Annotated in this window: 8 protein-coding genes; 7 read left to right on the top strand and 1 reads right to left on the bottom strand. The window is 43.3% G+C overall.

The window, feature by feature from the left end:
- Positions 1-18 precede the first annotated feature (18 nt).
- On the bottom strand, positions 19-1,815 hold the full coding sequence (locus NB504_RS17005; protein WP_013856918.1) for an ABC transporter ATP-binding protein: 1,797 nt from the start codon (positions 1,813-1,815) through the stop codon (positions 19-21).
- A gap of 91 nt (positions 1,816-1,906) precedes the next feature.
- Here NB504_RS17005 and NB504_RS17000 point away from each other — a divergent pair, with 91 nt between their 5' ends.
- From NB504_RS17000 to NB504_RS16970, 7 genes are all read left to right on the top strand, one after another.
- Entirely contained in the window at positions 1,907-2,380 is a 474-nt protein-coding gene (locus NB504_RS17000) for a GAF domain-containing protein (RefSeq protein ID WP_017041971.1), read from the top strand.
- A gap of 99 nt (positions 2,381-2,479) precedes the next feature.
- Positions 2,480-3,109 carry an RNA chaperone ProQ gene (gene proQ, locus NB504_RS16995; protein WP_017044692.1) on the top strand — a complete coding sequence of 210 codons (630 nt, stop codon included), beginning with the start codon at positions 2,480-2,482 and terminating at the stop codon, positions 3,107-3,109.
- Between the two features lie 17 nt (positions 3,110-3,126).
- The gene (gene prc / locus NB504_RS16990; protein ID WP_017041969.1) at positions 3,127-5,121 is read left to right on the top strand and encodes a carboxy terminal-processing peptidase; all 1,995 of its coding nucleotides are present in this window, start codon (positions 3,127-3,129) and stop codon (positions 5,119-5,121) included.
- A 141-nt stretch (positions 5,122-5,262) separates the two neighbouring features.
- Positions 5,263-5,946, top strand: a complete 684-nt coding sequence (locus NB504_RS16985; protein WP_017041968.1) for a hypothetical protein — start codon at positions 5,263-5,265, stop codon at positions 5,944-5,946.
- 210 nt (positions 5,947-6,156) lie between these two features.
- Positions 6,157-8,763 (top strand): aminopeptidase N, encoded by a 2,607-nt coding sequence (pepN, locus tag NB504_RS16980; RefSeq protein WP_258429385.1) that lies wholly within the window; start codon positions 6,157-6,159, stop codon positions 8,761-8,763.
- 65 nt (positions 8,764-8,828) lie between these two features.
- A complete protein-coding gene (locus NB504_RS16975) occupies positions 8,829-9,047 on the top strand; it encodes a DUF2835 domain-containing protein (RefSeq protein ID WP_013856912.1) in 219 nt (72 codons plus the stop codon).
- A gap of 182 nt (positions 9,048-9,229) precedes the next feature.
- Positions 9,230-14,071 carry an NAD-glutamate dehydrogenase gene (locus tag NB504_RS16970; protein ID WP_017044697.1) on the top strand — a complete coding sequence of 1,614 codons (4,842 nt, stop codon included), beginning with the start codon at positions 9,230-9,232 and terminating at the stop codon, positions 14,069-14,071.
- Positions 14,072-14,115: the final 44 nt, after the last annotated feature.

Genomic DNA, 14,115 nt, shown 5'->3' with positions numbered 1-14,115 from the left:
TTTATTGTTACCCAATCACTAAACGTACGATTGGAGATTTCCATAAAGGGTCTGATATAACCCATCTTGCTCGACTAATTCTCGATGCGTACCCATTTGGCTAACTTGACCATCTTCCAGCACGTAAATTATATCGGCTTGTTTCACTGCCGAAAGGCGGTGCGCAACAATTAAAGTAGTTCGACCTTTCAAAAATCCAGTCAGAGCATTGTGCAATGCCGCTTCAGTTACCGTATCTAACGCGGATGTTGCTTCATCCAAAATAACAAATTTAGGATTGCTCAGTACCATCCGAGCGATGGCTAAACGTTGACGTTGTCCGCCCGACAAGCGAATACCATTTCGGCCAACTAGCGTTTCTAAACCGTCACTGAGATTCGCAGTCACATCATCCAGTTGTGCAATATGCAGCGCTTGCCATAATTCCTCTTCTGCATATTGACCGCCGAGGGTCAAATTATGCCTTAAGGTGTCGTTGAATAGTATAGGTTGTTGTAATACCACGGCAATGTTATCGCGAATAATATCAAAACTTATCTCTTCAGTGGTCGCACCATTAAAACGGATCTGCCCGGAATTGGGTTGATACACACCAATTAACAGTTGGATCAACGTGGATTTCCCACCACCACTTGCGCCAACCAACGCAACTTTTTTACCCGCCGGAATCGTGAGCGAGAGATCGTTGAGCACACTCTTTTCACTATCGTAGGCAAAATTAACGTGAGAAACCTCAACATCGACCTGGCGGTTATCCGTGAATGGGTTAATTTTGCAAATAGGGCGAGGCTCTTCCTCCAGTGCAAGCAGATCATTAATGCGATGGAAGGCCGCCTTTGCACTGTACCAAGAAAATTGAATACTCAGCAGCTCTTGCACTGGGCCTAACATAAACCACAAATAACCGAAAACGGCGAAAATTTGCCCTATGGTCAAGTCGCTAAAGACCACCATCAGCATCGCGACCGCTCTAAATAGCTCAAAACCAAGTAAAAACAGGAGAAATGAGACGCGCCCTGCAGCCTCTGATTGCCATGCATATTTGTCTGCATTCTCTCGGACTTGGTTGGCTTGCTGTTTGAGTTCATTGAGAAACTCTCGCTCTTTATTAGCGGCACGCAATTGATAAATGCCATCTAATGTTTCGACTAGCCGATTTTGAAAGCGTTCATACGCTTGGTTTTCTCGCTTTTTCAGATGTTTGACTTTGCTTCCGAGTTTACGTGAAAAGTAAATTACAATCGGGTTGACCAATAAAATAAACAGCCCTAAACGCCACTCAAGCCAGAGTAGAACACCCGCTGTGCCTAACACGGTCAGTAGGCTGATGATAAATTTACTGAGTGTGCTACCTATGAATTGATCAATGGTTTCGATGTCGGTGATTAAGTGAGCATTAATACCACCACTGCCTTTGGTTTCGTACTGCCTGATACTGATCCGTCCTAATTTATCAATCATTTTGCAGCGCATTTGGTAAGTGATGGTTTTGGACACCAAAGTAAATTGACGGCTTTGAAGTATGTTGAGCGCTTGGCTGACGCTACGCATCAAGACCACTAGTAATAACGTGAGCGCAATATAGCCTGTTGGGTTTTGCATCGACGTCGGTAGAATAGTATTCATCATCGCCAAACCAGAAGCGGGTTTATTCAGCAGAACTTCGTCGACCATTAATGGCATTAATAGTGGAATAGGGACACTAACCAGCGTTGCAATAACCGCGATCGCATTGGCAAATAGAAGTGTAGGTCGATGTTTTTTTACTTGTTTTATTACCCAAGAGCGGCTAATAGTGTCATTGGAATTAGTCATTATGATGAGAATGCATCCTATTTATCGTGTGAGAAATTGTACGCTGTTCAAAAATAGATGTCTTCCGTTTTCAAAAGGTCGTTGAGTTTATATGAACATAGAAGAATACCGCCGTCTTACCAAGCAGGCGGTGGCACTGGTTGAATCTGAAACGGATTTAATCGCTAATCTTGCCAATTTGAGCGCCTTATTTAACATGGAGCTTGAAGATCTTAACTGGGTGGGTTTTTACCTAATAAAAGAAGAGCAACTGGTTCTCGGTCCCTTTCAAGGAAAACCAGCTTGTGTACGCATCCCCTTAGGAAAAGGTGTGTGTGGTACAGCGGCGGCGACTAACCGTATACAACGTGTTTATGATGTCCATGAGTTTGCTGGTCACATTGCTTGCGATGCTGCGAGTAATTCTGAGTTGGTGGTGCCATTTTCTATCAATGGTCAAGTGGTGGGAGTATTGGATATTGATAGCCCAACAATTGGCCGTTTTTCTGAAATTGATGAGAAAGGGATGGCAGAATTAATGATTGAGATAGAAAAGCTGCTCAATTCACACGCTAACAAGGCATAAATTGGTCATTGCCTGTGGTTTTTCGCATTTAGGTCACTATAATACCGAACATATTTATCTTAATGCCTCGCGGAAAGACCGCATAAACCAGGAATCCTCATGGAAAACACTGAAAAGTTAAAAAACAGCAAAGAAGTTATTGCGTACATTGCTGAATGTTTCCCTAAGTGCTTTACTTTAGAAGGTGAAGCAAAGCCTTTGAAAATTGGTATTTTTCAAGATCTTGCAGAACGCCTAAACGAAGACTCAAAAGTAAGTAAAACACAGCTGCGTGCTGCGTTAAGACAATACACGTCGTCATGGCGTTATCTACATGGTGTTAAACTAGGTGCAACTCGTGTTGACCTTGATGGCAACCCATGTGGAGAGTTAGAAGAAGAACATGTAGAGCACGCACAAGCCGCACTGGCAGAAAGTAAAGCTCGAGTACAGGCTCGTCGTAAAGAGCAAGGACAAAAAGCACGCGAAGAGGCAAAAGCGAAGCAGCCAAAAGCGAAAAAGCCTCAAGCACAAGCTCGTCGTCCTCAAGCGAAAGCGCCAAAAGCTGAAAAACCTGTCGAGACGCGCGCTTTAAATGCTGATGAAATGATCACTGGCAAACAAGTGAACGTAAACATGGGTAAAGGAAACATGGCTGCGACCATTGTTGAAGTTAATAAGGAAGATGTGCGCGTTCAACTTGTCAACGGCCTACAAATGGTTGTGAAAGCGGAGCACTTGCGCGCATAAAGGAGAAATTCCTACGCATGAAATGCCGTTCAAAATTAACGTTGATCGCTGCTGGCCTATGGCTAGCAGCGTCATCCGTTCAGGCCTTAGAAGCCACTCTTAGCAAAGAAGATTTACCTCTTCTTGCCCCAGAAATGCAGCATGAAACGGCGAGTAAGCGTGTGACTTCCCGTTTTACTCGTTCTCATTACAAACACTTCAACTTGAATGACGATTTCTCGCAAGCTATCTTCAATCGTTATCTCGAACTGCTCGACTACAACCGCAATATCTTTACTCAGAGCGATATTGATTCCTTTCATACGTGGTCGACACAACTTGATGATCAACTCAAGGCTGGCAATAACCAAATTGCATTTGATGTTTATAACTTATCAATGCAAAAGCGCTTTGAGCGTTTTCAATATGCGCTTTCTCTGCTCGACAAAGAAATTACATTTGAAGCCGATGAATCGATGGAACTTGATCGCTCAAAAGCAGCTTGGCCGAAAGATAAAACCGAGCTCGATAAGTTATGGCAGCAACGTGTCAAATATGATGCACTGAACTTAAAGCTTACGGGTAAAGAGTGGCCGGAAATTAAAGAAACGCTAGGCAAGCGTTATAATAACGCGATCAAACGTCTGTCTCAGACCCACAGCGAAGATGTATTTCAGCTTTATATGAATGCTTTCGCGCGTGAAGTTGATCCGCATACTAGTTATCTCTCTCCACGTAATGCCGAGCAGTTCCAATCAGAAATGAATCTTTCATTGGAAGGGATTGGTGCTGTACTGCAAATGACCGACGACTACACCATCATTCGTTCGTTAGTTGCGGGTGGTCCTGCCTCAAATAGCAAGCAGTTGGGTGAAGGCGATCGTATTATTGGTGTGGGCCAAGATGGCAAAGAGATGGTTGATGTTATCGGCTGGCGTTTAGATGATGTCGTACAACTGATCAAAGGCCCGAAAGGCACTAAGGTGAAGTTGCAAGTTTTGCCGGAAGGTAAAGACGCTAAAAGTCACGTTGTCACTATTGTTCGAGACAAAATTCGTTTAGAAGATCGAGCGGTTAAATCAAAAATCATCGAGAAAAATGGCAAGAAAATCGGCGTGCTTGAAGTCCCTAGCTTCTATGTCGGTTTAGCGCAAGACACGGACAAATTGCTGACTGAACTGAAGCAGAAAAAAGTGGATGGCGTGATCGTCGATTTGCGTAATAACGGTGGGGGTGCATTAACGGAAGCGACGGCATTATCCGGCTTATTTATTGAAAGCGGCCCGGTTGTGCAAGTTCGCGATAGCTATGGACGAGTAAACGTTAATAGTGACACGGATGGAAAAATCAGTTATCAGGGTCCTATGACGGTATTGGTGAATCGCTACAGCGCATCAGCCTCAGAAATTTTTGCAGCGGCAATGCAAGATTATGGACGAGCGATCATTGTTGGCGAAAACTCATTCGGTAAGGGAACGGTTCAACAGCATCGCTCGTTGAATCATATCTACGACTTGTTTGATAAAGAATTAGGCTACGTTCAATATACGATTCAGAAATTTTATCGTATTGATGGTGGTAGTACGCAGAATAAAGGTGTGGTGCCTGATATTGCGTTACCCACTGCGATTGAAGCAAAAGATACCGGTGAGAGCGTTGAACCTAATGCGCTTCCTTGGGATCAAATTGAGCGAGCTAAATACGACAAGTTACAAGCTAATGAAAAACTGATTGCTAAGTTATCTGCACAGCATCAAGCTCGTATTGCCAACGATATGGAGTTCGGCTTCATTAACGAGGATATTGCAAAGTATAAAGCGGAGAAAGATGACAACACAATTTCTCTCAATGAATCTGTGCGTAAGCAAGAGAGTGACAAGGCAGATGAATTGCGTTTGGCGCGGATTAACATGCGACAAGCCGCCAATGGTTTGAAGCCCTATAAAACCTTGCAAGATGTGCCTAAAGATTATGAAACTCCAGATGTTTATTTAGAAGAAGCAGTGGCGATCACTGTTGATATGCTAAATTAGCAACCAGTAGCAATGAAAAGCGAGCCTTAGTGCTCGCTTTTTTGATCTTATTTAAACCAAATAAATAACGTGATACAGATCAAACATTTCGCTTTATCGTACAACCGGTTCTAAGCTTAAGAAAAAAGCGAGGAGCGTGTTATGAAATGGATAAGCATCATTTTTACCTGCATTGTTCTTATCAGCACCAGTGCGGCACAAAGTCAAAGTAGTGGTACGCAGACTCATCAAGACTTAACTCAGTTTGATCTCCCTTTTTTACTTGGTGATTGGTACCTACTTAACCCCAATCCTGACACTTCTTCCGATGATTTTCGTTCTATTAAACTGACCTTGGAATCGAATTATCGTTTCAAGATCGATATTCAAAAGAAAAATTATAATGTGGAGCACTGGGAAGGTGAATTTGACGCCAGCGATAACAGCTTGATTTTGGGGCTTAATTCATCGCAACCTCAAGTTTATCAATACCAAGTGAACCACAACATGCTCAACTTAAACGGCATTATCTTCACTAAAGCTTTACCAAATGCGTTGGCAGGGGTGTGGTCTAGCAAACGGATATTTGGTGAAGATGCGATAGCAACTGACATTAACCAACTTGATCTCGTTTTACAGCCGGATTTTGTATTTATGTTCAGAGTAAGTGGTGTTAATGGTAACGAATCGATCCATAAAGGGGTGTACTACACAGAAGGTGATCATTTGGTGCTCCTTTATGAAGACGGAGAACATGATACCCGCTATACGCTTGTTAGCGATATGTTAACTTTAGAAGTGGAGAATGGTTCCATGTCGGCTGTTTTAGCGCGAGTAAATCCGTAGTCTTGCAATCTTCTATCATAAGAAAGGCAATGAGTGAAATCTGTTGATATATGGGTAAATTGTCAGCGAAATAACGGGGTATTTGTCTTAAATGCCTCGTTTTTCGGTTTGAGGGGTTGTTATTAATGATAACAAGCCTTAGATCTATAGCCATCTTACTGAATGTTTATCAAAAACGTCACATTTCACTCCGTCAACAAGGATTACGACATGGCTCATACACCCCAAGCCAAGTATCGCAAAGATTATCAATCTCCATCACATACCATTACGGATCTCGAATTAATATTCGATCTCTTTGATACCAACACCACAGTGACTGCCGTTTCTCACGTTAAGCAGCAAAAAGAGAGTAACCAATTGGTGTTGGATGGTGAAAACCTTGAGCTGAAATCGCTCAAAGTGAATGGCACCGAATGGCAAGATTTTCAGCTGCTTGAAACCGGGCTCTCGATCTCATCATTACCTCAAGAGTTTGAATTGGAGATCGTGACACTGATTAACCCTGAAGCGAATACCGCACTAGAAGGGTTATACAAATCGGGTGGTGCGTTCTGTACGCAGTGTGAAGCGGAAGGTTTCCGTCGCATCACTTACTTCCTCGATCGTCCAGACGTTCTTGCAAAATACACAACGACCGTGATTGCTGACAAAAAAGATTACCCATTTTTATTAAGTAACGGTAACCGTATCGAACATGGCGATCTCGCAGAAGGGCGTCATTGGGTGAAGTGGCAAGATCCACATCCGAAACCTGCTTACTTATTTGCTCTCGTTGCGGGTGATTTTGACGTATTACGTGATCAATATAAAACCAAGTCCGGTCGCGATGTTGCCCTCGAGATTTTTGTTGATAAAGGTAACCTCGACCGCGCTTCTCATGCGATGACATCACTTATCAACGCAATGAAGTGGGACGAAGAGCGCTTCGGCTTAGAGTATGATCTCGACATCTACATGATCGTTGCCGTTGACTTTTTCAACATGGGTGCAATGGAGAATAAAGGGCTCAACATTTTTAACTCTAAGTTTGTGTTAGCCAATGAAAAAACCGCTACCGATACTGATTATTTAGGTATTGAAGCGGTGATTGGCCACGAATATTTCCATAACTGGACTGGTAACCGCGTCACTTGTCGTGATTGGTTCCAATTAAGCTTAAAAGAAGGCCTAACGGTATTCCGTGACCAAGAGTTTTCATCTGATTTAGGGTCGAGAGCCGTGAATCGCATTAATAATGTGCGCATTATTCGTGGGCCACAATTTGCTGAAGATGCCAGTCCAATGTCACACCCAATTCGTCCCGATAAAGTGATAGAAATGAATAACTTCTATACATTAACTGTCTATGAAAAGGGCAGTGAAGTGATTCGTATGATGCATACGTTATTGGGTGAAACGAATTTCCAAAAAGGAATGAAGCTCTATTTTGAGCGTCATGATGGCACTGCCGCTACCTGCGAAGATTTCGTAGCAGCGATGGAAGATGCTTCAGGCGTCGATCTTACCCAATTCCGTTTATGGTATAGCCAATCTGGTACACCGATTGTTTCAGTGAGCACTGAATATGACGCACAACAGAAAACCTATGCCTTAACCGTAGAGCAAACAACCGAACCAACGCACGAGCAAAAAGAGAAAGCAGCGCTGCATATTCCTTTTGATGTTGAGTTATACAACGCTCATGGTGATGTAATTGAGTTACAATGTAACGGAAAGCAAATCTCTAATGTACTGAACGTAACACAGGCCAAGCAGACCTTCGTGTTTGAAAATGTGCCAGAGAAACCGATCCCTTCCTTGTTGCGCGAATTTTCAGCACCAGTGAAACTGGAGTATGACTACAGTGATGATGAGCTGATCTTCTTGATGGTCAATGCTCGCAACGAATTTGCTCGCTGGGACGCAGGCCAAATGTTGTTAGCCAAATATATCCGTAGCAATGTGTTTGGAGTGCAGTCGGGTAAGGCGGCGGATTTGCCAGAATCGGTAGTTGATGCATTCCGTGGTGTGTTACTGAGTGAGGCTCTAGAGCCTGCTTTTATTGCGGAAATGCTCTCATTGCCTAGCCATAATGAGGTTTCAGGTTGGTATAAACGTGTGGATGTTGATGCAATAGCGACCGTACTTAAAGCGATGAAAGTACAGCTTGCTAACGCATTGCAAGACGAGCTCAATGCGGTTTACCACAGTTTAATACAGACAGCATACAGCATTGAACACAGTGCAATTGGTGAACGAGCATTGCGCAATACTTGCCTTGCTTATTTAGCTTATACCGACCAAGGCAATGATTTGGTGCTGGCTCAGTATCACAGCGCCAACAACATGACTGACACCATCGCCGCTATGAGCGCTGCGAATAGTGCACAGCTTATGTGCCGTCAAGCACTGATGGATGATTACAGCAATAAATGGAAACACGATGGATTGGTGATGGATAAATGGTTTGCACTGCAAGGGACTAACCCCGCGCCAAGTGTTTTGGATACCATTCAACAAACCATGAAACATGAAGCATTTAGCTTAAAAAATCCAAATCGTACTCGCAGTTTAATTGGTTCATTCCTCAGCGCAAACCCAGTTAATTTCCATGCAAAATCGGGTGAGGGATACCGTTTTGCAGGGCAGATACTGCGTGAACTCAATGATAGTAACCCCCAAGTTGCGTCGCGTTTAATTGATCCTTTACTTAAATTCAGGCTCTACGATGAAACTCGTCAAGCAATGATGAAATCGGAGTTGGAGACTTTGAAGTCAATGGATAATTTAGCTCGGGATCTCTTTGAAAAAGTAACAAAAGCGCTCGAATCTTAAGGATCTTAACTCTACTAAGAGCGAGGTGATAGATAGGTCTCCTCGCTCTATTTTGGTTAACGGCTATGAAGCAATACTATTTTACTCTCAATATTTCTTATCAAACTTACTTAGCGCACTATTCTGGTGTAGCAAGCTCTGTACAAGTCTACACAGATCAAGGTTTACGCCTTCAGCTACCCGCGTCTCGATTTCGTCCATTTCTTAGCCAAATTGGAGTAAAAGGTCGATTTCGGCTGACAACTGACCAAAATAACAAGTTTGTAAAGTTAGAAACTCTGTGAGCCGCTGATTTTCTAGATATTTAAATAGGAATCTTAATCACATTCTCAAACATTTCACCTCAGACCTGCCCTAAAACTGTTAACTATTTGTCAATAAAGCTTTTACAATAAAGCAAGCATTACCAATGGTAAGCGCTATGCTTACCGCATACCCTACAAAAATAATAATCTTGGAGTCTACTATGACTGCGCGTGAAACTTTAGTGCCAGTTCTGCTTGAAAAAGTGTACAAACTGATTCAAGACAAACTCGATCTTGCTCATCAACCGCTCGTGACCCAACTTGCTCAACATCTATTTAGTAACATTTCGAAAGATGATCTGACTGAACGTAATGAATCTGACTTATATGGTGCGATAGTTAGCCTATGGCACCATATTAACGAGAAAAACCCAGAGGAGCGTTCAGTACGGGTATTTAACCCGACAGTAAGCCGCCAAGGTTGGCAGTCAACGCACACGATTGTTGAAATAGTAATCCCTGATAGTCCGTTTCTTGTGGACTCCATTAAAATGGCGCTCAGCCGTTTGGATTTATCGTCACACCTCATGCTCAATGGTCCAACGCAAATCTCGCGCACCGATAACGGTGTTATTACTTCGGTAAATCAAGGTGAGGGTGTTCTGCAATCTCTTTTTCATATTGAAGTCGACCGCCTTAGCAGCAAAGAAGCGATGACACAGTTGAAAAATGAGTTGCTTAGTATTCTGAGCGATACAGCTTTAGTGGTGCAAGACTGGCAACCAATGTCAGAAAAACTGGTGCAAGTGATTGCGCAATTGGAGACACAAAAAGAGTTCATTCCTGTAGAAAGTGATCGTTATGAAGAAACCATCAAATTCTTAAAGTGGATGGGAAATCATAATTTCACTTTCATGGGATACAAAGAATATGACCTCGTGACGGTCGAAGGCGATACTGAACTGAGACCAACAGCAGAAAAAGGGTTGGGTTTATTTTCTGATTCAAAACGTGTGCGCAGCGTAAAATTATCTGACTTTCCTGATTCCGCGCGCCTTGAAGCCAAAAAGCCTTTTTTATTGATTGTCACTAAAGGCAATACCCAATCACGTATCCACCGCCCAGCTTATACCGATTATATCGGCGTTAAAAAGTTCGACAAAGCAGGTAAAGTGATCGGTGAACATCGTTTCACTGGTCTATATACCTCGGCGGTGTATAACCAAAGTGTCGAAACTATTCCGCTGATCCGCGAAAAAGTAGAACGTATCCTAAAAGCCAGCGGTTATCGTGCAGGCTCGTATTCCTATAAAGCGCTGCACAATATTCTAGAAAACTATCCTCGTGATGAGTTACTGCAAGCACGTGAAGAAGAGATGTTAGAAGTTGGGATGGGCGTAGTGCAAATGCAAGATAGGGATTTGCTGCGTCTGTTTGTTCGTAAAGACCCCTTTGGTCGTTTCTTCAGCTGCATGGTCTATGTGACCAAAGAGCGCTATAACACCGAGCTTCGCCGCCAAACGCAACGAATTTTCAAGCAGTACTTTGGTTGTGAGCAAGATGTTGAGTTCACCACTTATTTTTCAGAAAGCCCATTGGCAAGAACACACTACATCGTACGTGTTGATAATAACAATATGGATGTCGATGTAAAAACGGTAGAGCAGAATTTAATGGAAGCATCATCAACTTGGGATGATCGTTTATCAGATGCGATCGTAGCAAACTTTGGAGAGAGTAAAGGACTGCCATTATCGAAAGAATACATGCGCGCATTCCCTCGTTCTTACAAAGAAGACATGATGCCGGGTTCTGCGGTGGATGATATCCAGCGATTGGAAGCCTTAGATGAAGAGCACAAACTCGGCATGTTGTTCTATCGCCCACAAGAAGAAGCGGCCGATTCAAAAGCGGTGCGCTTAAAACTCTATCACCGTGACGAGCCAATCCATCTTTCTGATGTGATGCCGATGTTGGAAAACTTAGGGCTGAGGGTGATCGGAGAGTCACCTTATGAAGTACGCAAGTTAAATGGACAAACGTATTGGATCCTAGATTTCTCAATGCTGCATAAGAGCGATAAGAGTGTCGATCTTCGAGAAGCGAGAGATCGTTTTCAACAAGCATTTGCGGCTATTTGGGCTGGTGAATTAGAGAGTGATGGCTTCAACCGACTAGTACTCGGTGCTTCATTAACTGGGCGCGAAGTCTCGATTCTTCGTGCTTATGCGCGTTACATGCGCCAAGTGGGTTTCCCATTCAGTCAACAATATATTGAAGATACACTCAGCCATTATCCAGATGTAGCAAAAGGGCTGGTGGAACTATTCTTAAAGCGGTTTGATCCTAAACACAAAGGGGCTCAAAAAGGGCAAACGGATCTTATCAACGCTATTACTGAAGAGTTAGATCGTGTTGATAGCTTGGATGATGATCGTATTATTCGCCGTTATATGGAGATGATCAGTGCAACGATCCGTACTAACTACTTCCAGCTGGATGAAAACAATCAGATCAAACCTTGGCTTTCTTTAAAAATGAAACCGAAAGAGATTTCTGAAATTCCAGCTCCTGTGCCGGCTTTCGAAATCTTCGTTTATGCGCCTGATATTGAAGGTGTTCATTTACGTGGTGGTAAAGTAGCACGTGGCGGATTACGTTGGTCTGATCGCCAAGAAGATTTCCGTACCGAGATTCTAGGGCTAGTGAAAGCGCAACAGGTAAAAAATACCGTTATTGTTCCTGTGGGAGCAAAAGGTGGTTTTGTGTGTAAGAAACAGCACATGTTTACCACGCGTGATGAGATCTTTGCCGAAGGGCAACGCTGCTATAAACGTTTTATTCGTGCCTTACTCGATGTTTCCGACAATATTATTGAAGGCGAAGTCGTTCCACCTAAAAATGTCGTTCGTCATGATGAAGATGACCCTTACTTAGTTGTAGCCGCGGATAAAGGGACAGCAACATTTTCCGATTTGGCTAACTCAGTGTCAGCAGAATACAATTTCTGGCTAGGTGACGCTTTTGCTTCTGGTGGTTCAAATGGTTACGACCATAAAGCCATGGGGATTACAGCAAAAGGGGGATGGGAGTCAGTCAAGCGCCACTTCCGTGAAATGGGTATTAACTGCCAAACCACAGATTTCACAGCGATTGGCATCGGCGATATGGCTGGAGATGTGTTCGGTAATGGTATGCTGCTGTCTAAACACATCTGTTTGCAAGCAGCGTTTAACCATTTGCATATTTTCATCGATCCAACACCAAATTCAGCAAAAAGTTGGGAAGAGCGCAATCGCTTATTCAACACGCCACGATCTAGCTGGGAAGATTACAACGCAAAGTTGATCTCAAAAGGTGGTGGCATCTTCTCTCGCAAAGCGAAATCGATCACTTTAACGCCTGAAATTCAAAAAATGATCGGCACTAAGAAGGCTTCTGTTGCGCCTAATGAGCTGATTAAAATGATCTTGAAAATGGAAGTGGATCTTCTGTGGAACGGCGGCATCGGCACCTATGTTAAATCATCGAAAGAGAGCCATTCTGATGTAGGTGACCGTGCTAACGATGCTCTAAGAATTGATGGACGCGATCTTCGCACAAAAGTGATCGGTGAAGGCGGTAACTTAGGTATGACTCAACTTGGACGTGTTGAGTATGCATTAACTGGTGGTCGTGTTAATACCGACTTTGTTGATAACGTTGGCGGCGTCGATTGCTCGGATAATGAAGTTAATATTAAGATCTTCTTGAATGGCTTGGTGGCGAATGGTGATCTTACCGTCAAACAACGTAATCAGATCTTAGAGTCGATGGAAGACGAAGTAGGAGGCATCGTTATTGAAGATGCTTACGCTCAATCTGAAGCTATTTCTGTCACTGAGCAACAGGGTGTATCGTTAGTTAAAGAGCAGATTCGTTTCATCCATGCTATGGAAAAAGCAGGGCACCTTGACCGAGCATTGGAATACATTCCAGATGATGAAACTTTGCTTGAGCGTGAGAAGCAGGGATTTGCATTAACCCGTCCGGAGCTATCGGTATTAGTGGCATACGGCAAAATGGTGTTGAAAGAGGAATTGGCTTGTGAAGAGATTTCACACGATGAATTCCATTCGCAGCAGTTGATCAACTATTTCCCTACGGAGTTACGTCGTAACTATTCTCAGCACATGCAACAACACCCACTTCGTGCAGAGATCATTGCTACGGCTCTGGCCAATCAGATGGTGAACGAAATGGGATGTAATTTCGTGACCCGTCTTCAAGAAGAGACTGGTGCGAATGTTGTCGATATTGCCAATGCTTACACTGCGGCAAGAGAAATCTATGGTTTAGGCCGTGTTCTTGAGCAGGTTCGTTTACTCGACAATAAAGCAGAAGCCGATGCACAGTACGATGTGATTTTCTTAGTACGCCGAACCTTACGCCGCTTATCTCGTTGGTTGCTGCGTAATCGTTCAGGCAAACAATCGGTCAAAGATTTGATTGCGCTTTATCAAACTGACGTCAATGCCGTTTCCGCTGAACTAGATAATATGCTCGTTGCTGAAGAGGTTGCAGAGCATAATGCCATGGCTCAAGTCTGGATTGATAAAGGCATTAACTCAGAACTGGCGAATTACGTTGCTCGTTTATCAAGCCTGTACTCAGCACTGGATATATCCACAGTAGCACGTGATAAAGGTAAGACTGTTGCTCAGACAGCTAAGCTTTACTTTAACTTAGGTGATCGTTTATCACTGCACTGGTTCTTAAAACAGATTAACGGTCAAGCGGTGGATAACAACTGGCAAGCACTAGCTCGCGCTGCGTTCCGTGAAGATTTAGACTGGCAGCAGCGTCAACTCACTGCGCAAGTATTGAATTGTACTTGTGCACCAGAAGAACTCGATGTAATGAAAGCACTGGATGAATGGATTGCTAGTAATGAAGTGTCCTTAATGCGCTGGGAGAGTATCCTCAACGAATTTAAAGTTGGTGCAGTACATGAATTTGCAAAATTCTCAGTAGCATTAAGAGAATTAGTACTTTTAAATTTGAATTGTGCGGCAAATGAGTAAATAATAACGCCCCGTTTATACGGGGCTTTTTATTTCGGAGGCAC

Source organism: Vibrio sp. RM-69-4 (assembly GCF_024743775.1).
Taxonomy (GTDB): Bacteria; Pseudomonadota; Gammaproteobacteria; order Enterobacterales; family Vibrionaceae; genus Vibrio; species Vibrio anguillarum.
The sequence above is the reverse complement of the archived record's forward strand: the minus strand, read 5'-3'. Positions and strand labels throughout refer to the sequence as shown.